General features: G+C 70.9%; 14 protein-coding genes. 4 read left to right on the plus strand and 10 right to left on the minus strand.

The features are described from left to right. Positions 1-78: 78 nt before the first annotated feature. Positions 79-1,935 carry a SpoIIE family protein phosphatase gene (locus KY5_RS13470; RefSeq protein WP_234362720.1) on the minus strand — a complete coding sequence of 619 codons (1,857 nt, stop codon included), beginning with the start codon at positions 1,933-1,935 and terminating at the stop codon, positions 79-81. A 351-nt stretch (positions 1,936-2,286) separates the two neighbouring features. Between KY5_RS13470 and KY5_RS13475 the strand changes: the two genes are divergently transcribed. Both KY5_RS13475 and KY5_RS13480 read left to right on the plus strand, forming a co-directional pair. After that, entirely contained in the window at positions 2,287-6,381 is a 4,095-nt protein-coding gene (locus KY5_RS13475) for a HAMP domain-containing protein (RefSeq protein WP_098247230.1), read from the plus strand. Positions 6,382-6,391: 10 nt separating this feature from the next. Further along, positions 6,392-6,976 (plus strand): response regulator, encoded by a 585-nt coding sequence (locus KY5_RS13480; RefSeq protein ID WP_098242477.1) that lies wholly within the window; start codon positions 6,392-6,394, stop codon positions 6,974-6,976. Between the two features lie 70 nt (positions 6,977-7,046). Here the strand turns inward: KY5_RS13480 and KY5_RS13485 are convergent, their stop codons facing one another. Beyond that, complete coding sequence (locus KY5_RS13485; protein ID WP_098242478.1) at positions 7,047-8,936, minus strand: AMP-dependent synthetase/ligase; 1,890 nt, start codon at positions 8,934-8,936, stop codon at positions 7,047-7,049. Between the two features lie 225 nt (positions 8,937-9,161). After that, positions 9,162-11,033 (minus strand): translation elongation factor 4, encoded by a 1,872-nt coding sequence (gene lepA / locus KY5_RS13490; RefSeq protein WP_098242479.1) that lies wholly within the window; start codon positions 11,031-11,033, stop codon positions 9,162-9,164. 248 nt (positions 11,034-11,281) lie between these two features. Between lepA and rpsT the strand changes: the two genes are divergently transcribed. Further along, on the plus strand, positions 11,282-11,542 hold the full coding sequence (rpsT, locus tag KY5_RS13495) for a 30S ribosomal protein S20 (protein WP_098242480.1): 261 nt from the start codon (positions 11,282-11,284) through the stop codon (positions 11,540-11,542). A 261-nt stretch (positions 11,543-11,803) separates the two neighbouring features. On the opposite strand, the gene holA is transcribed toward rpsT, so the two are convergent. Next, entirely contained in the window at positions 11,804-12,787 is a 984-nt protein-coding gene (gene holA / locus KY5_RS13500) for a DNA polymerase III subunit delta (protein WP_098242481.1), read from the minus strand. 66 nt (positions 12,788-12,853) lie between these two features. On the opposite strand from holA, the gene KY5_RS13505 reads away from it, so the two are divergent. Next, positions 12,854-13,117 (plus strand): hypothetical protein, encoded by a 264-nt coding sequence (locus KY5_RS13505; RefSeq protein ID WP_098242482.1) that lies wholly within the window; start codon positions 12,854-12,856, stop codon positions 13,115-13,117. A gap of 36 nt (positions 13,118-13,153) precedes the next feature. Here KY5_RS13505 and KY5_RS13510 read toward each other — a convergent pair whose 3' ends face one another. From KY5_RS13510 to KY5_RS13535, 6 genes are all read right to left on the minus strand, one after another. After that, a complete protein-coding gene (locus tag KY5_RS13510) occupies positions 13,154-14,035 on the minus strand; it encodes a YceI family protein (protein ID WP_098247231.1) in 882 nt (293 codons plus the stop codon). 218 nt (positions 14,036-14,253) lie between these two features. Next, on the minus strand, positions 14,254-15,444 hold the full coding sequence (locus KY5_RS13515) for a serine hydrolase domain-containing protein (protein ID WP_199843060.1): 1,191 nt from the start codon (positions 15,442-15,444) through the stop codon (positions 14,254-14,256). A gap of 192 nt (positions 15,445-15,636) precedes the next feature. Further along, the gene (locus KY5_RS13520; RefSeq protein WP_098242483.1) at positions 15,637-18,258 is read right to left on the minus strand and encodes a ComEC/Rec2 family competence protein; all 2,622 of its coding nucleotides are present in this window, start codon (positions 18,256-18,258) and stop codon (positions 15,637-15,639) included. Next, positions 18,255-19,409 (minus strand): ComEA family DNA-binding protein, encoded by a 1,155-nt coding sequence (locus KY5_RS13525; protein ID WP_098242484.1) that lies wholly within the window; start codon positions 19,407-19,409, stop codon positions 18,255-18,257. Before KY5_RS13525 ends, KY5_RS13520 begins: the two co-directional genes overlap by 4 nt. A 101-nt stretch (positions 19,410-19,510) precedes the next feature. Next, positions 19,511-20,356 (minus strand): DegV family protein, encoded by an 846-nt coding sequence (locus tag KY5_RS13530; RefSeq protein WP_098242485.1) that lies wholly within the window; start codon positions 20,354-20,356, stop codon positions 19,511-19,513. Between the two features lie 130 nt (positions 20,357-20,486). Further along, entirely contained in the window at positions 20,487-21,227 is a 741-nt protein-coding gene (locus tag KY5_RS13535) for a hypothetical protein (RefSeq protein WP_098242486.1), read from the minus strand. Positions 21,228-21,335: the final 108 nt, after the last annotated feature.

Here is a 21,335-nt window from a genome sequence, read left to right on the forward strand (position 1 = left end):
CTTCCATTGTCCCGCACCGCGGAATCCCTCACCGCCCCGGAGCACGCCGCCCCCGAGAAGCCCCGCCCCCGGGCCCCCTCAGTCCGCCTGCAACACCAACAACGCCATGTCGTCGTCCAGCGGCCGCTCCGAGAACTCGTGCACGAGCCGCCTGATCCGCTCCGCCACCAGCTCCGCGTCGAGCCCCGCGCAGCCGGCGAGCGCCTTGGCGAGCCCGTCGGCGTCGTCGAACTGGAGCCGTCCCTGGCGGCGCTCGGTCACGCCGTCGGTGACGCACAGGAGCGTGTCGCCGGTCCGCAGCTCGAAGGTCTCACTCGTGTACGTCACGTCGTCGACGACGCCGAGCAGCATCTGCGGACTGGCCGCGGGCCGCACCTCGCCCTCGGGCGTGAGCAGCAGCGGCAGCGGGTGTCCCGCGCACGCCACCGTGCAGCGGACGCCGCCTTCGAAGGGGACCAGCTCGCCGTAGAGCAGCGAGAGGAAGCGCGAGGTGGGCCCCTCGGGCAGCACGCCCTGGCCGCCCGCGACCGCGACGACCGCGGCCGCGGCGGCCGCCGCCTCCGCCGCGTCGTCGAGCAGGAGCTGGTTGAGGTGGCCGAGGACCTCGGCCACCCCATACCGCTCGCGGGCGAGCAGTCGCAGCCAGGGGCGGGCGAGGCCGATGACGACGGCGGCCTCGGGACCCTTGCCCTGGACGTCGCCGAGCGCGAAGCCCCAGCGCCCCTCGCCCGCCTGGAACACGTCGTAGAAGTCACCGCCGGGTCCGCCCTTGTCCCGTGGCTCGTACACGAGGCCGCTCTGCATGCCCGGGATGTCCGCGATCCTGCTGGGCAGCAGTCCGCGCTGGAGGACCTGGCTGATGGTCGCCTGTCTCTGGTAGCGGCGTGCGGTGCTGATGGCGAGCGCGACCCGGCGGCTGAAGTCCTCGACGAGGCCGGTGACCTCGTCGGGGAAGCGCACCAGACCGGCCCGGCCGATCACCAGCGTGCCGAGCGCCCGGCCGCCCGCGGTGAGGCGGTACGCGAGCGCCGCGCCCGAGCCCTCGCCGGTGAGCGCCTCGCCGGGCCAGGGGACGGGGTAGGCGCCGCCCACGGCGAGCGGCAGCCGCGGCGGCTCCTTCTCCAGGACGCGCCGCAGTTCCTCTATGCGGTGCTCGCTGGTGTGCCAGACGCGGGCGAGCCGCTCGCCCGTGCCGCCGCCCGCCGCGCCGCGCCCCGGTCCCTCCGACGCGTCGTCGAGCCAGACCGCGCACCAGTCCGCGAGCCGGGGCACGAGCAGTTGTCCGGCGAGGGCCGCCACCAGGTCCTCGTCGAACTGCCCGGCCAGCAGGTCGGACGCCTCGGCGAGGAAGGAGAGCGCGCCCCGGTTGATCCAGTCCGTGTCGTGCGTGGCCCGCTTGGGCAGCGGGGCGAGGATCTCGGCGGCCCGCAGCCCGCGCTGCAACGCCTGTTCGCTCGCGTACGCCTCGATCTCCTGGACGGCCCGCACGCCGTCGACGGGCAGCCGGGCCCAGACGGTCTTGGTGCCCGTGCGGTAGGTGATGCCCCAGGAGTCGGAGAGGGTGGCGACGAGGTGCAGGCCGCGGCCGTACTCCGGGGTGCCGGGCGGTAGCTGGCCCTGCTCACCGCGGACCGCGCGGGAGGGGTGGTGGTCGGACACCTCGATGAGCAGGGTCTCCGTGCTCTCGCCCGGATCCGCCTCGTCGAGCCTGCACAGGAGTTCCACGGCGGTGCCCGCGTGCACGACGGCGTTGGTCACCAACTCGCTGACCAGCAGCACCGCGTCGTCGGCGAGGCGGTCGGTGATGCCCGCGGCGGCGGGCACGCCGAGCTCGGTCCAGTCGGCGAGCGCGGCGCGCACGAACCGGCGCGCGGCGGCGGGCGCCAGAGGGTTTCCGGGCAGCGACGTCCGCACCACTGCCGGGGGCCCCGGCATGGGGCCAGAATGAGCAGAGGCACGGAAAACGGTCTCCCGTTGCATCGGAATGGACCCCACTGTGCGGCTCCTGAGCAGTTCGGTCGAATACGCCTCAGGCGACACCCACAGAGTGACAGACTGACCACGCCCATAAGCACCGAGTTACCGAAGTGGGCCACTATGAGTGAGAACAGTGCTACGCCCGCGCTCGGCCATGCCAAGATTCCGGCACCCGCGCAGACCAGGACTTCTACCGCCGCGCCGCCCGGTCCCCCCGGCGGCCCCACCGCGAGCCCCGGTCGCGCCACAGGCGCCACCACGGGCTCCGCCGTGGCCACCGACGCGGAGCTGCGCCCGCTGCTCGCCGCCATGCGGGCCGCGCGCGACGGGGACTTCTCGAAGGTCGCTCCCGTGGGCGAGGGCCTGACGGCCGAGCTCTACTCGACGCTGAACGAGATGCTCGACCGCTCGCTCCACTTCGACGGCGAACTCGTGCGCGTACGCCGGGAGATCATCCGGCACGGCCGCCTGGACGAACGGTTCTCGCCGAGCCCCGGGCAGGGCAGGTGGGCCGCGCGCGTCAACGAGATCAACACGCTGCTCGACTCGCTGGTCGCCCCCGCGGCCAACGCCACCCGCGTCCTGAACGCGGTGGCGGGCGGCGACCTCACCCAGCGTGTCGACCTGCACGACGGCACCCGCGAGCTCCGGGGCGATCTGCGCCGCCTCGGCCGCGCCGTCAACACGATGGTCGACCAGCTGTCCCTCTTCACGGGAGAGGTGACCCGCGTCGCGCGCGAGGTCGGCACGGAGGGCCGGCTCGGCGGGCGCGCCAAGGTGCGCGGCCTGTCCGGCAGTTGGCGGGACGTGACCGAGGCCGTGAACACGATGGCGGCGCGGCTCACCGCCCAGGTGCGCGACATCGCCCTGGTGACCACGGCGGTGGCGCAGGGCGACCTGACCCGCACGGTCACCGTGGAGGCGACGGGCGAGCTGCTCGAACTGAAGCTCACCGTGAACACGATGGTGGAGCAGCTCTCCGCGTTCGCCGCCGAGGTGACCCGCGTGGCCCGCGAGGTGGGCACGGAGGGCCAGTTGGGCGGCCGCGCGCAGGCGCGTGGCGTGTCGGGCGTGTGGAAGGACCTCACCGACAACGTCAACTTCATGGCCTCGAACCTCACCTCGCAGGTCCGCAACATCGCCCAGGTCACCACGGCCGTCGCCAACGGTGACCTGAGCCAGAAGATCACCGTCGACGCCCGGGGCGAGATCCTGGAGCTGAAGTCGACGGTGAACACGATGGTGGACCAGCTCTCCGCCTTCGCCGACGAGGTCACCCGCGTCGCCCGCGAGGTCGGCACCGAGGGAAACCTCGGCGGGCGCGCTCAGGTCCGTGGCGTGTCGGGCGTCTGGAAGGACCTCACCGACAACGTCAACTTCATGGCCGACAACCTCACCTCCCAGGTGCGCAACATCGCGCTCGTGTCGACGGCCGTCGCCCAGGGCGACCTCGGCAAGAAGATCACCGTCGAGGCGAAGGGCGAGATCCTCGAACTGAAGTCGACGATCAACACGATGGTCGACCAGCTCTCCGCCTTCGCCGACGAGGTCACCCGCGTCGCCCGCGAGGTCGGCACGGAAGGAAACCTCGGCGGCCAGGCCCAGGTCCGTGGCGTGTCCGGCGTGTGGAAGGACCTCACCGACAACGTCAACTTCATGGCCTCGAACCTCACCTCGCAGGTCCGCAACATCGCCCAGGTCACCACGGCCGTCGCCAACGGCGACCTGTCCAAGATGATCACGGTCACGGCCCGGGGCGAGATCCTGGAGCTGAAGGACACCGTCAACACCATGGTGGAACAGCTGCGCGCCTTCGCCGACGAGGTGACCCGCGTGGCCCGCGAGGTCGGCACGGACGGCAGGCTCGGCGGCCGCGCGCAGGTCCTCGGCGTCTCGGGCGTCTGGAAGGACCTCACCGACAACGTCAACTACATGGCGGACAACCTCACCGGGCAGGTCCGCAACATCGCGCAGGTCGCGACGGCCGTGGCCCAGGGCGACCTCTCCAAGAAGATCGACGTGGACGCGCGCGGCGAGATCCTGGAGCTGAAGACCACCATCAACACCATGGTGGACACGCTGTCCTCGTTCTCCTCCGAGGTCACCCGCGTGGCCCGCGAGGTCGGCTCCGAGGGCCAACTGGGCGGCCAGGCACGGGTCGAGGGCGTGTACGGCACGTGGAAGCGCCTGACGACGAACGTGAACGAGCTGGCGCTGAACCTGACCACCCAGGTCCGCGCCATCGCCGAGGTCGCGTCCGCCGTGGCCCAGGGCGACATGACCCGCGCGATCACGGTCGAGACGCGGGGCGAGGTCTCCGAGCTCAAGGACAACATCAACCTCATGGTCTCCAACCTCAGGGAGACCACCCGCGCCAAGGACTGGCTGGAGTCCAACCTGGCCCGTCTCGCGGGCCTGATGCAGGGCCACCGCGACCTGATGGAGGTCGCCGACCTGATCCTGCGCGAGCTGACCCCACTGGTGAACGCGCAGTACGGCGCGTTCTTCCTGGCCGACCCGGACACGGCGGAGGCCCCGGCGCCCACCCAGGTCACCGCGAAGGGCCTCGCCTTCATCGCCGGGTACGGCTCCGCGCAGGGCTCGGTCGTCGACACGGGCGGCATGCCCGCCCAGGGTCTCGTACGCCAGGCGGCCCTGGAGAAGAAGCGCATCCTCGTCGAGGAGGTGCCTCCGGAGTACATCAAGATCCATTCGGGGCTCGGGGACGCCGCGCCCGCCACCGTCGTGATCATCCCGATCCTCTTCGAGGACAAGCTCCTCGGCGTCATCGAGCTGGCCACGTTCTCCCGCTTCTCCGATGTCCACCTGGCCTTCTTCGACCAGTTCGTGAACACCATCGGCGTCGCGATCAACACCATCATCGCCAACTCCCGTACGGAGTCCCTGCTCGGCGAGTCGCAGCGCCTGGCCACCCAGCTCCAGGAGCGCTCGGACGAACTCCAGCGCCAGCAGGCCGAGTTGCGCCGCTCGAACGCCGAACTGGAGGAGAAGGCGGCCCTGCTCGCCACCAGCTCCCAGTACAAGTCGGAGTTCCTCGCCAACATGTCGCACGAGCTGCGCACCCCGCTGAACTCGCTGCTCATCCTGGCCAGGCTGCTCTCCGACAACCCCGACAACCACCTCTCCGACCAGGAAGTGCAGTTCGCGACCACGATCCACCGCTCGGGTTCCGACCTCCTCCAGCTCATCAACGACATCCTGGACCTGTCGAAGATCGAGGCGGGCCGGATGGACGTACGCCCCAAGAAGCTCCCGCTGATCAAGGTCCTCGACTACGTCCACGCGACGTTCCGCCCGCTCACCCTCGACCGCGGTCTCGCCTTCGAGGTGACGGTCGGCGAGGACGTACCGCGCGAGATGTTCTCCGACGAGCAGCGCCTCCAGCAGATCCTGCGCAACCTCCTGTCGAACGCGGTCAAGTTCACCTCGTCGGGCCGTGTGGAGCTGCGCGTCAGCCGCGTCAAGGACACCTCGGGCGAGCGGCTCCTGCACGACAACGACGACCTGCTCTGCTTCGCTGTCAGGGACACCGGCATCGGCATCCCCTCCGAGCAACTCCCGGTGATCTTCGAGGCGTTCCAGCAGGCGGACGGCACCACCAACCGCAAGTACGGCGGCACGGGACTCGGCCTCTCCATCAGCCGGGAGATCGCGGGCCTCCTCGGCGGCCGCATCACCGCCGAGAGCCACCCCGGCCAGGGCTCGACCTTCGCGCTGTACGTCCCGGTCGTCCACCCCGGCCACGGCGCGGCCGCCATCGCCTACGCGGCCTCGCGCACCCAGCTCGTGCCCGAACCCCTCGAACACGCGGCACTGCGCCCGCACACCGCCCTGGAGCCGGACGACAGCTGGCCGACCCCGACCAAACTGGAGGAGTGGAAGGAAGGGCGCGCGGGCCGCATACTGCCGAACCGCAGGGTGCTCATCGTCGACGACGACATCCGCAACGTCTTCGCGCTCACGCACGTGCTGAGCCGCGTCGGCATGCCCGTCCTCTACGCGGAGAACGGCCGCGAGGGCATTGAGACCCTGGAGCGCAATCCCGACGTCGACATCGTCCTGATGGACATCATGATGCCGGAGATGGACGGCTACGAGACCATGACCGCCATCCGCCGCAGCCCGCGCTGGCGGGGTCTGCCCATCGTCGCCCTCACCGCGAAGGCGATGCCCGGGGACCGCGAGAAGGCCATTTCCCAGGGCGCCACCGACTACGTACCCAAACCCGTGGATGTGGATCAGTTGCTCGGCGTCATCTGTGCCCTCCTGGACCCCGAGGGCACGACCGCCGCCGGACAGGCCGCTTCCCCCGACTCAGCATCCGTCGTCCCGGAACAGTCAGACGCTCCAGGAGGGAGCTCTGTTCCGTCGACAACCGAGTGAGGCACCGACCATGAGTGCAGAGGCCCCGACCGACAACCGCGCGAGCATCCTCCTCGTCGACGACATGGAGGACAACCTGATGGCACTGGAAGCCGTCCTCGGATCGTTGAACGAACCCTTGGTACGCGCCCGTTCGGGCGAGGAAGCCATGAAGGCGATTTTGCGGCAACGATTCGCCGTGATCCTCCTCGACGTCCGGATGCCGGGCATGGACGGCTTCGAGACCGCGTCGAACATCAAGCGCCTCGACCAGACGAAGGACGTGCCCATCATCTTCCTGACGGGCACCGACAACGACGCCGGTTACGCCTTCCGCGGCTATGCGACGGGGGCGGCGGACTACCTCACCAAGCCCTTCGACCCCTGGGTACTGCGCGCCAAGGTCACTGTCTTCCTCGAACTGCACCGCAAGAACCGGCAGTTGGAGCGGATACTGGCCCGCGAGCAGCGCCAGTTCGACGAGCTGGCCGCCCGCCTCTCCGCGATCGAGACCCACATGGCGGCAAGCAGCCTCAAGGACGTGCTCGAACTACGCCGCCACGTGACCCACATGGAGGAACTGGTGCAGGAAATGCGCCGAGGGCGAGGCGTCTGAACCACTCGACACCCCGCCCGCGTACGACCATCGGGCTCGCGCCCGCGGCGCCCCGCCCGCCCCGCCGGGCTCACGCCTCGCGCGAGCCCGCGTACATCTCCTCGATCAGGTGCTTGTACTCCCGCTCCACCACCGGACGCTTCAGCTTCAGGCTGGGCGTCAACTCCCCGTGCTCGACGTCGAGATCGCGCGGCAGGAGCCGGAACTTCTTGAGGGTCTGCCAGCGCTGCAGGCCCTCGTTGAGCTCCTTCACATAGCCCTCGATGAGCTCGACCGTGACGGGGGCGGCGCACACTTCGGCGTACGACTTGCCCTCCAGACCGTTCTCCTTGGCCCAGTCGAGGATCGCGGGCTCGTCCAGGGAGATCAGCGCGGTGCAGAAGTTCCGGTCGGCGCCGTGCACCAGGATGTTGGAGACGTACGGGCACACGGCCTTGAACTGGCCCTCGACCTCGGCGGGCGCGATGTACTTGCCGCCGGACGTCTTGATGAGGTCCTTCTTGCGGTCGGTGATCCGCAGATACCCGTCGACGGACAGCTCGCCGATGTCGCCGGTGTGGAACCAGCCGTCGGACTCCAGGACTTCGGCGGTCTTCTCGGGCAGCCCGTGGTAGCCCTCCATGATGCCGGGGCCGCGCAGCAGGATCTCGCCGTCGTCCGCGATGCGCACCTCGGTGCCGGGCAGCGGCTTGCCGACGGTGCCGGTGCGGTACGCCTCCCCGGGGTTCACGAAGGAGGCCGCCGACGACTCGGTGAGCCCGTAGCCCTCCAGGATGTGGATCCCGGCTCCGGCGAAGAAGTACCCGATGTCGGGCGCGAGCGCCGCGGAACCCGACACCGCGGCCCGCAGCCGTCCGCCGAACGCCTCGCGCAGCTTGGAGTAGACGAGCGCGTCGGCGACCTTGTGCTTGGCCCCGAGCCCGAAGGGGACCGAGGCGGTGCCGGTCCTGCGGAAGTTGTCCTGGCTGGCCTTGGCGTACTCGCGGGCGACGTCGGCGGCCCACTGGAAGATCTTGTACTTGGCCCCGCCACCGGCCCGCGCCTTGGCCGCGACACCGTTGTAGACCTTCTCGAAGATGCGCGGCACCGCGGCCATGTACGTCGGCTGGACCACCGGGAGATTCTCGATGATCTTGTCCACGCGGCCGTCGACGGCGGTGACGTGCCCGAGGTCGATGTGCGCGGAGGTCAGCACCTTGCCGAAGACGTGCGCGAGCGGCAGCCACAGGTACTGCACGTCGTCGGGGCCGAGCAGCCCGGTCGCCACGATGGCCTTCGCCATGTACGACCAGTTGTCGTGCGGCAGCCGCACGCCCTTGGGCTTGCCGGTGGTTCCCGAGGTGTAGATCAGCGTGGCGAGCTGGTCGGCGGCGATCGCCCCGACCCGCTCCTTGACGAGGTCGGGGTTCTGTTCGAGGAGCGCGGCGCCGCGCAGTTCGAGCTCGGCGAGCGTGAGCACCCAGCCCTCGGGGTCGCTCTCCTCCTTGGTGACGCCCTCGGAGTCGAACACCACGACGTGCCGCAGCTCCGGCAGCTCGGCCCGCTTCTCGCGCGCCTTGGCGAGCTGCGCCGCGTCCTCGGCGATGAGCACCCGGCTCTCGGAGTCGGCCAGGATGTAGGCGGACTCCTCGGCGTTGGTCTGCGGATAGACGGTGGTGGTGGCCGCGCCCGCGCACATGATGCCGAGGTCGGCGAGGATCCACTCGATCCGGGTGGACGAGGCGAGGGCGACGCGGTCCTCGGGGTTCAGACCGAGGTCGATCAGGCCCGCGGCGATCGCGTCGACGCGGTGGGCGGTCCCCGCCCAGCTCAGCGACTTCCACTCGTCGGGACCCGTGCCGGAGGCCGCCGGCACGGGATAGCGGTAGGCCTCGGCATCCGGCGTGGCCGCCACGCGCTCCAGGAAGAGATGCGCCACGGAGGGCGGTCGGTTCTCGATCAAGGTCTGTGTGTCGCTCACGACATCCTCCGGGCCCACGGCAGTGCGGCGAACTGGCTGGCGGCTGCTTCTTACATCCCTGTCGGCTACTTGTTTAACTTGCGAGTAACCTACGAGCAGTGATCAGAGTAGAGCGCCGACGCCCGGTGCGTAAGGGGCTTCTGCCTGTCACTTTCTCCGGACGACCCGTACGGGAAGGGCCCGCGACGCCGAAGCGCCACGGGCCCGTTCCAGCGTGCCGTGTGGTTACTTCTTCGCCTTGCCGGGCCCGCTGTCGTCGCTGGAGAGCACCGCGATGAAGGCTTCCTGCGGCACCTCGACGCTGCCGACCATCTTCATGCGCTTCTTGCCCTCCTTCTGCTTCTCGAGCAGCTTGCGCTTACGCGAGATGTCACCGCCGTAGCACTTGGCGAGGACGTCCTTGCGGATGGCGCGGATGGTCTCGCGGGCGATGACCCGGGAACCGATCGCGGCCTGCACGGGCACCTCGAAGGCCTGCCGCGGGATCAGCTCGCGCAGCTTGGCCACGAGCCGCACGCCGTACGCGTACGCCGCGTCCTTGTGCGTGACCGCGGAGAAGGCGTCGACCTTGTCGCCGTGCAGCAGGATGTCGACCTTGACGAGCTGCGCCGACTGCTCGCCCGTGGGCTCGTAGTCCAGCGAGGCGTAACCGCGGGTCTTGGACTTCAGCTGGTCGAAGAAGTCGAAGACGATCTCGGCGAGGGGCAGCGTGTAGCGGATCTCGACGCGGTCCTCGGAGAGGTAGTCCATGCCGAGCATGACGCCGCGCCGGTTCTGGCAGAGCTCCATGATCGAGCCGATGAACTCGCTCGGCGCGAGGATCGTGGCGCGCACGACGGGCTCGTGCACCTCGTCGATCTTGCCCTCGGGGAACTCGCTCGGGTTGGTGACGACGTGCTCGGTGCCGTCCTCCATGATCACGCGGTAGACCACGTTGGGGGCGGTGGCGATCAGGTCGAGACCGAACTCGCGCTCCAGGCGCTCGCGGATCACGTCGAGGTGGAGCAGGCCCAGGAAGCCGACGCGGAAGCCGAAGCCGAGCGCCGCGGACGTCTCGGGCTCGTAGACCAGCGCGGCGTCGTTGAGCTGCAGCTTGTCCAGGGCCTCGCGCAGGTCCGGGTACTCCGAGCCGTCCAGCGGGTAAAGACCCGAGAACACCATCGGCTTCGGGTCCTTGTAGCCGCCGAGCGCCTCGGTCGCCCCCTTGTGCAGGGAGGTGATCGTGTCACCGACCTTGGACTGCCTGACGTCCTTCACGCCGGTGATGATGTAGCCCACCTCGCCGACGCCGATGCCGTCGGCCGGGGTCATCTCGGGCGAGGAGACACCGATCTCCAGGAGCTCGTGCGTGGCGCCGGTGGACATCATCCGGATCCGCTCGCGCTTGTTGAGCTGGCCGTCGACCACACGGACGTACGTCACGACGCCGCGGTAGGAGTCATAGACCGAGTCGAAGATCATCGCGCGCGCCGGGGCGTCGGCGACGCCGACGGGCGCCGGGATCTCGGCGACGACCTTGTCGAGCAGCGCCTCGACGCCCATGCCGGTCTTCGCGGAGACCTTCAGCACGTCCTCGGGCTCACAGCCGATGAGATTGGCGAGCTCCTCGGAGAACTTCTCCGGCTGGGCGGCGGGCAGGTCGATCTTGTTCAGTACGGGGATGATCTTGAGGTCGTTCTCCATCGCCAGGTAGAGGTTGGCGAGAGTCTGGGCCTCGATGCCCTGGGCCGCGTCGACCAGGAGGACCGTGCCCTCACAGGCCGCGAGCGAACGCGAGACTTCGTACGTGAAGTCCACGTGGCCCGGGGTGTCGATCATGTTCAGGATGTGCGTACTGCCCTGGTCCTGGCCCTCCGTCGGGGCCCAGGGCAGACGCACCGCCTGAGACTTGATCGTGATGCCGCGCTCGCGCTCGATGTCCATCCGGTCGAGGTACTGAGCACGCATCTGCCGCTGCTCCACCACACCGGTGAGCTGCAGCATGCGGTCGGCGAGCGTGGACTTGCCGTGGTCGATGTGCGCGATGATGCAGAAATTGCGGATCAGCGCCGGGTCGGTACGGCTCGGCTCGGGCACATTCTTAGGGGTCGCGGGCACGCAGGGTCCTGTCTCTTGAGGCGCCACTCGCCTCGGGTCGGATCTATACGTAGCCTCCATCGTCCCATGGGCGGGGCACTGCGCTCGGTTTGGGCCGGTGAGCGGGGTGCGGCACTCGGTTTGGGCGGGTGAGAGGGCTGCTGGTACCGTGGACAGCTGTGTCTCGTAGCCCTCTCAAGCATCGAGGCGCGTGTCATAACACTCATCTGCAGTACCTCTGCAGTACCTGAACCTGAAAAGGCTCTTTCGTGGCGAACATCAAGTCCCAGATCAAGCGGATCAAGACCAACGAGAAGGCGCGTCAGCGCAACAAGGCGGTCAAGTCTTCCCTGAAGACCGCGATCCGCAAGGCCCGCGAGGCCGTTGCCGCCGGTGACACCCAGAAGGCCGCCGAGCTCACGCGTGAGGCCACGCGCCAGCTCGACAAGGCCGTCTCCAAGGGCGTCATCCACAAGAACCAGGCCGCCAACAAGAAGTCGGCGCTTGCTTCGAAGGCCGCGTCCCTCTAAGGGCTCAAGCCCTTGCCCCGGTTCGCCGGGGCGTTGATCAATCCTCCCGCGAGGGTAATTCGAGCCCTCTACCTCGAATCGCGGACAGACCACGCAGTACGCCACGCTGCGACGATGCCCCCGGCCCACTCCGGGGGCATTGCTGTGTCCGGGGGCTTGGGGCCCCCTCAGGGGCGCGGGGAACCGCGCGCCGAGCCACGACGCACCCGCAGCCCCGAAACCACCGGATCCGGAACCGGCAGGTGGATGCTCGGTCTCCTCTCAGCGACGGGACCTCGCCGCACGGGCGATGGCGACGACCGCCTTCTCCAGGGCGTACTCCGGGTCGTCGCCGCCCCCCTTGACCCCCGCGTCAGCCGCCGCGACAGCGGTCAGCGCGGCGGCGACCCCGTCCGGGGTCCAGCCCCGCATCTGCTGCCGGACCCGGTCGATCTTCCAGGGCGGCATCCCCAGCTCGCGGGCGAGGTCGGCCGGACGCCCGCCCCGCGCCGAGGACAGCTTCCCGATCGCCCGCACGGCCTGTGCCAACGCGCTGGTGATCAGCACGGGGGCGACGCCGGTCGACAGCGACCAGCGCAACGCTTCGAGCGCCTCGGCGGCGCGGCCCTCGACGGCCCGGTCGGCCACCGTGAAGCTGGAGGCCTCCGCACGGCCCGTGTAGTACCGGCCGACGATCGCCTCGTCGATCGTGCCCTCGATGTCCGCCGTCAGCTGCGAGACCGCGGAGGCGAGCTCGCGCAGGTCGCTGCCGATCGAGTCGACCAGGGCCTGGCACGCCTCGGGGGTGGCCGAGCGGCCCAGGGCGCGGAACTCGCTCCGCACGAACGAGAGCCGGTCCGCGGGCTTGGTCATCTTGGGGCAGGCGACCTCGCGCGCCCCGGCCTTGCGCGCGGCGTCGAGCAGGCCCTTGCCCTTGGCGCCGCCCGCGTGCAGCAGGACGAGGGTGATCTCCTCGACGGGCGCGCCGAGATACGCCTTCACGTCCTTGATCGTGTCCGCCGACAGGTCCTGCGCGTTCCGCACGACGACGACCTTGCGCTCGGCGAAGAGCGAGGGGCTCGTCAGCTCGGCGAGCGTGCCGGGCTGGAGCTGGTCGGAGCTGAGGTCGCGCACGTCCGTGTCCGCGTCGGCGGCGCGGGCGGCCGCGACCACCTGCTGCACGGCGCGGTCGAGGAGCAGGTCCTCCTGCCCCACGGCGAGCGTGAGAGGAGCGAGCGGATCGTCGTTTGCTGTCTTCCTGGCCATCGCGGTCAAGCATCCCACGCGGCACTGACAGCCCGTCCCGTACGGCCCTCCCGTACGACCCCTCCCATGCCGGACAATGGGCGGGTGAACGACGTACGACATGTCCTGGTGCTGCCCGACCGCGACGCCGCGGAGGAAGTGGCCGAAGAGCTCCCCGACCGTTTCGGTGTCACCGAGGAACCCCAGCTCGTGCGCGACGCGCTGGCGGGCGAGGACGACGCCGAGGACGCCCAGTGGCTGGTCGTGGTCGAGGACCCCGATGCCCGCCTGGACCGGGCCGCCCTCGATGAGCTGGCGACGGAGCACGAGGGCTGGCTGGAGGCCCCTTGAGGGGTGGGCCCGCGCGGGGCGCGCGGGCCCGAGGGGTCAGCTCTTGGGGATGACCTGGACGTCGAGGTCGATCGTGATGCTGTGCCCCACGGCCGCGATGCCACGCGCGAGCATCGTCTGCCAGGTGATCGTGAAGTCGTCGCGGTGCAGCTCGGTGGTGGCGCGGCAGGCGACGCGGGTCTCGCCCTCGAGGCCCTGGCCCACCCCGAGGTACTCGGTGTCGAGCGTGACCGTGCGCGTCACTCCGTGCAGCGTCAGGCCGCCCGAGATCGCCCAGCGGCTGCCGCCCTTGTGTACGAAGCGGTCGCTGTAGAACTCCATCGTCGGGAAGCGCTCGACGTCCAGGAAGTCGCCCGAGCGCAGGTGGTCGTCGCGCATCTTGACCGCGGTGTCGATGGAGGCCGCGTCGATGACGACGTGCATGGCGGAGTCCTCCATGCGCTCCCCCACGCGAATGGCGCCCGCGAAGCTGTTGAACCTGCCGTGGATGCGGGCCAGGCCGATGTGCCGCGCGGTGAAGGCCACCGAGGAGTGCAGGGGGTCGAGGTCCCAGTCACCGGGCTCGGGCAGCGCCGGAGGCTGGGCGACCTGGAGCATGACGTCGCCCAGCGAGGCGTGCGCGCCCTCCCCGACCGTGGCACTCGCCCGGAACGGGGTGAACCCCTCCGCCGAGACCGCGAGCCGGTACTCCCCGGCAGGCACGGTCGTGACGAACGAGCCGAACGGGTCCGTGCCCCCGGTGACCACCTTGCGCCCCGCGGCGTCGCTGACGGCCAGCTCCGCGTTCCGCACCGGCTCGTTGACCGGGTCGAGCACCCGGCAGCTGAGCACCCCCGCGCTCGCCGGCACCGGCACCGCCGACAAGGGCCCCGTCCGACCGGTCCTGCTCGTACGGTTTCCCAGCCATCGGCCGAACACCTGCGACACACCCCCGCGCTACTTGACATCACCTGCGCACTGCAACGATTAGGCATTCGATCACCGTTGCGGCATTCGATGCAACACGGACGCACATCACTGGAATGCTGTCGATGCGCTGGAAGTGTCGCGAGTAGCCCGAATTGGTCGCTCAGCTTCACGTTTCAGCAGGTCACGGCGGGGTTCCCCGCGGTAGCAGACATCGCTGCCCACCCTCCTCACAGTCGGGGCACCGCACGCCCCTTCCCGGTGGCCTTGCCGGACGTCCTGCAGAACTCCGCGTCGACGATGCCGCCCAGATCGTTCCAGTCGCCGTTCACGTTGTAGGCGAGGGTGTGGCGGCCGTCGGCGGTGGACACGGCCTCCGTGCCGGAGCCGGGAGTTCCGCCGCTGTGGCTCCACAGCTTCGCGTCGCAGCTCGTCCTGACCTCGTACAGACCGAGTCCGTAGCCGGAGTACAGGCCGTCCCCGGGCGCGGGCACCGTCGTCTGCATCTCGGCGAGCTGCTTCGCGGGCATCAGCTTGCCGCGCAGCAGCGCGCTGAAGAACCGGTTGAGGTCGCCGGTCGTGGATATCCCTTCACCGGCCGCCCAGCCCCAGGACATGTTGTTCTCGGTGACGTCGTAGATCTTGGTCGCCGCGGGGTCCCGGCTCAGCTTGGAGTAAGCACGGCTGCTCGGCTTCGGCAGGAAGGGGTCGGTGCCGGGCAGGCTGGTGTTCCGCAGGCCGAGCGGTTCGATGACGCGCTCGCGGACCTCGTGCCGGTAGCCGTGCCCACTGATCTTCTCGATGATCAACCCGGCGAGTATGTAACCGGTGTTGGAGTACGAGTGCCTGGCGCCGGGCGCGAAGTCCGGCTCGTGCGCCAGCGCAACCCGCACCAACTCCCGCGGGCTGTGGGTGTCGTACCGGTGCGCGGGGAATCCCGCCTGCAGGTTCCGGTTGAGGAACTCCTTGTCCTCGGTGTAGTTGAAGATCCCGCTGGTGTGGTTGAGCAACTGCCGCACGGTGATCGCGCGTCCGTCGTTGCCGTTGCCCCGCACGACACCGGGCAGCCAGTGCTCCACCGTGTCATCGAGGTCGAGCCGCCCCTCCGCCTCCATCTGCAACAGCACGGTCGCCACGAACGTCTTGGTGATGCTGCCCATCCGGAACCGGTCGTCGGCTCCTCGCGGTGCGCCCGTCCGTAAGTTCCCCACCCCCGAAGTGCCCTTCCAGACGGCGCCCTTCTCGACCGCCGCCGCGGTGACACCGGGGGTGCCCCCGGCCACGACGGCGTCCATCGCGCGCCGGGTCGCCTCGTGCCCCTTCCCCGACTCGGCGTGGGCGGGCACCGCGAAGGCGGTGACGGCCACCGCGGCGGCGGCCAGCCCCGCCATGCCCGTGCGCACTCGTCGACGTACTCCCATTCCGTACTCCCTCGTCTTCAGCCCAGCTGTCGCCAGTCATCTGGGCTGGCGACAGCCCATCCGTTCTCATCCGTTCTCACCGGAAGGGACCTCCCCTTGGAGCAGCGCAGTTGACCCGCGCCCCAACGTTGGCCAAAGTCACGCGGTTGGCCGAGAGTTCCGCTTCGAGTTCCGCTTCGCCACGGGGTCGCCCTAGGGCGGCCGGGTGGCCACTTCGAGTCGCGGCGCCGTCCGCGACCCCGCGTCCACTACCGCGATCGCGCCCCGCGTGTCCGTACGCAGCACCTCCGCGCCCCCGCCCCGCAGCGCGTCGACCGTGCGCGGCGACGGATGGCCGTACGAGTTGTCCGCCCCGCACGAGATCAGCGCGAGCCTCGGTGCCGCTCTGCGCAGCAGTTCCGGATCCTGGTGGGCCGAGCCGTGGTGGGCGACCTTGAGCACGTCCACGGAGCCGAGCAACGCGGCGGCCGGGCTGCGCAACAGGGCTCGCTGGGAGGGTGGTTCGAGATCACCGAGGAGCAGCAGCTCCAGCCCTCCGGTCCGCACGAGCAGGGTGACGCTGGCGTCGTTCGGCCCTTCGGGTCGCGGCGTGGTCAGCTCCGGTGATTCCGGCGGGGGCCAGAGCACCCGCCAGTCCAGCGCCCCCGCGCGGCGCCGCTCGCCCGCTGCCGCCCTGGTCACGGGGACCCCCTCGGCGGCCGCCCGCTCCCGCACGAACGCGGCCTGCTCCCTCGGTTCCTCGAACCCCGTGGTCTGGATCTCGCCCACCTCGCGCCCTCGCAGCACACCCGGCAGCCCCGCCACATGGTCCGCGTGGAAATGCGTGAGAAGGACGAGGGGGATGCGCGTGATGCCGAGCGAGCGCAGACAGCGGTCGACCGCCACGGGGTCCGGCCCCACGTCGACGACCACCGCCGCTCCATCGCCCGTCGCGAGCACGGTGGCATCCCCCTGCCCCACGTCGCACATCACCATCCGCCATCCCGCGGGCGGCCAGCCCGCGATGACGCGGGTCAGGGGCGGGGGCTGGACGATCACCAGGAGGAGCAGCAGCGCGCAGGCGGCGCAGAGCCACGGGCGGCGCACGAGCCGCGTCCCCAGGAGGACGACGCCCGCCGTGGCGAGCGCCAGCAGCAGTCCGCCGGGCCAGCCGCCCGGCCAGTCGAACCCGCTCCCCGGCAACGCCGCACCGCTCCTGGCGATCTCAGCAATCCATCCCGTCGGCCAACTCGCGCACCAGGAAAGGGCCTTGGCGAGGGGCATCGCCACGGGCGCGGATGCCAGCGCGGCGAAGCCGAGCACGGTGGCGGGAGCGACGGCGAACTCCGCGAGGAGATTGCACGGCACGGCGACCAGACTCACCCGGGCCGCGAGGACGGCCACGACAGGTGCGCACACCGCCTGCGCCGCTGCCGCGGCGGCCAGGGCGTCGGCGAGCCTCGGCGGCACCCGGCGCCCGCGCAGGGCCGCGCTCCAGCGCGGCGCGAGGGTCAGCAGCGCTCCGGTGGCGAGCACGGAGAGCAGGAAGCCGTAGCTCCGCGACAGCCACGGGTCGTACAGGACCAGCAGCAGCACGGCGGCAGCCAGCGCCGGGATCAGGGAGCGGCGCCGCCCGGTCGCCAAGGCCAGCAGGGCGATCAGTCCGCACGCCGCGGCCCGCAGCACGCTCGGGTCCGGTCGGCAGACGATGACGAAGCCGAGGGTGAGGGCCCCGCCGCACAGCGCGGTGGTGCGCAGCGGGAGACCCGCCTTCGCTGCGAGGCCCCGGCGCTCGGACCGCTGGGCGAGTCCCGGCGGCCCGATGAGCAGGGCGAGCACGATCGTCAGGTTGGCACCGCTGACGGCGAGCAGGTGCGTGAGGTCGGTGTCCCGGAACGCCTGGTCCAGCTCGGGCGGCACCCGCGAGGTGTCACCGATCACCAGCCCCGGCAGGAGCGCCCTGGCATCGGACGGCAGCCCGTCCGTGGCCTCGCGCAGCCCGGCCCGCAACTCCCCCGCCAGGCGCTGCGCTCCGCTCGGCTGCCCGGTCACGTGCGGCGCGCGCTCGCCGGACACCTTGAGTACGGCCGCGACCTCGTCGCTCTCCGGCAGCGGTGGCTCGAGCCGCGCGTGCACCCGCAGCCGCGTCGAGGGCAGCAGCGCGAGCCACTCGGCTTCGGGGCGCGCGCCCCGCTCCGTCGCCGGACCGCTCTCGCTCGTCCTTGCGTCCGTCCTAGCGTTCGTCCTTGCGTCCGTCCTTGCGTTCGTCCGCACGATGACCAGGACCGGGGTGCGCGTCACGGTCTCCGTGCCGTCCGCCTCCGTGACGCGGACGACCTCCGCGTCCAGCACGACGGCGGGCGGCACGGCGTGGGCCGCCGCCGTACGAGGCCGGACGCGGCGCGGGTCGGAGCTGACACTGAGCTCCGCATCGACCTCCGCGTACCGACCCGCCAGCGCGGGCAGGGGGCCTCGGTGCAGATCCGCCCCGTGCAGCGCGGCGGAGCAGGTCGAGGCCGCCGCACAGAGCAGCGCTCCGGCCACCGAGACCCGCCGCCATGAGGCCCACCCCCGGGAGCGCCACAGCAGGGCACCGGCCGCGACCCCGCAGATCACCACGGTGGCGATCACCCACCGGGGCGGGGCGTCCAGCATCAGCGCGGCCATCGCCCACGCGGCGAGCGCGGGCGGCACCAGACGGAGGTCGACCGGCCCCTCCTGCCTCGGGTGCGAGGCGCCGAGGCGATGACCCGACGCGGCATGAACCGCCGCCCTCGGTGGCATGGCGGTGCGCGCGCCCGGGGCTCCTCGCGGCCCACCGGAACCGGGGCTCATGGCCGTACGAGATCCTGGAGATCGGCGAAGCGCCGGTCGCCGATTCCGTTGACCTCACGGAGCTCTTCGACCGTACGGAACCCGCCGTGCTCGGTGCGGTAGTCGATGATGTGCTGAGCCAACACGGGCCCTACACCCGGCAGTTCTTCGAGCTGCGCCGCGCTCGCGGTGTTCAGGCCGATCGGTCCGGCGCCCGCCGCGCCACCGACTCCCGCCGTCCCGACTCCCACCGCACCGGCATCCGCTCCGCCCGGTCCGCCCGGTCCGCCCGCCCCTGAAGCGGGCGCGGGGCCTCCCACCACCACCTGCTCGCCGTCCACGAGGAACCGCGCCCGGTTGAGGCCGCCCAGGTCGATGCCGGGCTCGGGCCCACCGGCGGCCCGCAGGGCATCGGCCACCCGGGATCCGGCGGGCAGCCGGTGAACTCCCGGACTGCGGACCTCTCCGCTGACGTCCACGACGATCGCCCCGGTCGCACCGGGTGATCCCTCACGGCCTCCGCCCCCACCGCCCTTCGCTCGCCCCGCCCCGACCGGCGGCCCCGGCGACGGAGCCGGATCCGCCCCGCGATCGACGGCCGCACCCGCCTCGTGCACCACATCGGGAGGGCGTACCGGCTGGGTACGCCCCGTCCAGAAGTGCTGCGCGGCGAAGAGTCCGGCGACGACAAGCACCACGACGAGCGCGATCACTCCGCGCCGCTCCAGGCCGCACCGCGACTGCAGCCACACCGGCAGCCGTTCCCGCACGGCGAGGCCCCACCGCTCCCGCCGCGAGGGAGCCACGTCCACCGGCACGCCGGAACCAGAGCGTGAGCCGGAGCCGGTGGCAGCCTCCTCGTCCACCGCCCGCTCCCGCTCCCGCGCCTTCTCCGGGGCCCGGGGCAGCAGCTCTACGTCAGCGCCCGCGACGTCCAACGCCGGTGGGACAAGTGGCGGGACGGACGGCGAAGCAGGCGGTGGCGGTGGTGGTGGTTGACCGTCGAGGTCGACGAAGAGTTTCTGCGCGCGCAAGCGCACCGCCTCCGTCGAAGCGCGCCTGCGCCGGGCGCGCCCTCGGTCATGGCGGCTGCTCGCGCGGCCGTCGGACGCGGGGCCACGCCCGGGTCCACTCGTCGCGGAAGATGCTCGGGAAAGTGATCGAAGTGCCATGCCGACGACGTTAGGCACTGCCGCCGAATCTTGTTGATCTTGCTCAATTCCCGTGGATTACTCGGCAGTTGTGGATATCCCCGCCACCCACACGGGCGACCTCACCGAGGCGAAACCACAGCCCCCAGCAGCCCGGGACCCGTGTGCGCCCCGATCACCGCGCCCACTTCGCTCACGTGCAGCTCGGCGAGGCCGGGGACCCGTTCCCTCAGCCGATCCGCGAGGACCGAGGCCCGCTCGGGGGCCGCCAGATGATGCACCGCGATGTCGACCCGGCCCGACCCGGCCTTCTCCACCACGATCTCCTCGAGCCGGGCGATCGCCTTCGACGCCGTGCGGACCTTCTCCAGCATGTCGATGCGGCCACCGTCGAGTTTGAGCAGGGGCTTCACCGCGAGCGCGGAGCCGAGGAGCGCCTGCGCCGCGCCGATGCGGCCGCCCCGGCGCAGATAGTCGAGGGTGTCGACGTAGAAGTACGCGGCCGTGTTCGCGGCCCGCTTCTCCGCGGCCGCCACCGCCTCCTCCGCCGAGTCGCCCGCCTCCGCGGCCTCCGCCGCCGACAGGGCGCAGAAGCCGAGGGCCATCGCGATCATGCCGGTGTCCACCACCCGGACCGGTACCGGTGCGTCCTTGGCCGCGAGCACCGCCGCGTCGTACGTCCCGGAGAGCTCGGCGGACAGGTGCAGGGAGACGATGGACGTCGCACCCGCCTCCGCGACCTTGCGGTAGGTCTCGGCGAAGACCTCGGGGCTCGGCCGAGACGTGGTCACCGACCTGCGCTTCTGTAGCGCGAGAGCCAGGGAGCGGGCCGAGATCTCGGTCCCTTCCTCGAGCGCCTCGTCACCCAGGACCACGGTCAGGGGCACCACGGTGATGCCGTGCCGCTCCGTCGCCCGCTGCGGCAGGTAGGCCGTTGAATCCGTGACGATCGCGACATGGCGGGACATGGGCTGGAGATTACCCGCCTGGGCCGACCGACGGCAGCCCGGCCCCTGCTCGCCCGGAACCCCGAACTCCACGCTCGGACGTCCCGGCTTCTCACCAGCGCCTCGGCACTCCGCACGCGTCACAGGAGGCTCAGGTGGTGCTCTCCGGCTTCGTCTCCTTCTGCCACGAATACGTGGGCCGAGGGGTCGGCGGTGTGATGGCGGGCCGCGTCGGCTCCTGGGACCTCTGCTCGCTCCGCTCGGACGGCTCGGGCCAGGTCTGCTCGGCGGTCCTGCCGGGCTCGGCCGTGGGCTCGGGCCAGGGGGGCGGGGTCCGCTCGGGCGTCGGCTCCGTCGTCCAGTGCCGCAGCGCACCCGCCTCCATGTCGATCTGGGTGCTCAGCGAGTCCACGTCGTCCTCGGCGAACCTGCGGGCCCGGTCGCGGGCCGCCCAGCGCAGCGAGTCGGCGGCCCTCGTGATCTGTTCCGTGCGCTCCCGCAGGCCGGGGAGGCGCTGGGCCAGGGCGGCCTTGTCCGGGTCGCGCTCCAGGCGCCGGAGCTCGTCGTCCAGTTCGTGGCCGTGCGCGCTGAGCCGCTCGAAGAGTCCCAGGGACTCCTGCAACGACGCGTCCTCGACCACTCCCGCGTGCAGCACGTCCTGGGTGGCACGCATCGACGTACGCAACGAGAGCCGCAGCTGGGCCAGTTCGCTCGCGGCGCCGATCGAGAAGGTCTTCGCGCGGAGCGTGGTGTCCTCCACCGTCCGGCGGGCCTCCGAGATCGTGCGGTCCACCCCGCGCTTGACGGCCTTGACGGCCTTGACCGTCATGTACACCCCCAAGACGAGGAAGAGCACGACGAGCAGCGCCACGACAGCGACCACGGCTTCCATGACGCCCCTCTCCGATCCAGCAACCGTCCTTCCACCGTAAACGGAGAAGGCAGGCCGGAGGTTCCAACGGAACCCCCAACCTGCCCGTAGGGGAAGACCCCGATGCCG

The sequence above is a fragment of the Streptomyces formicae genome (genome assembly GCF_002556545.1).
Lineage (GTDB): Bacteria > Actinomycetota > Actinomycetes > Streptomycetales > Streptomycetaceae > Streptomyces > Streptomyces formicae_A.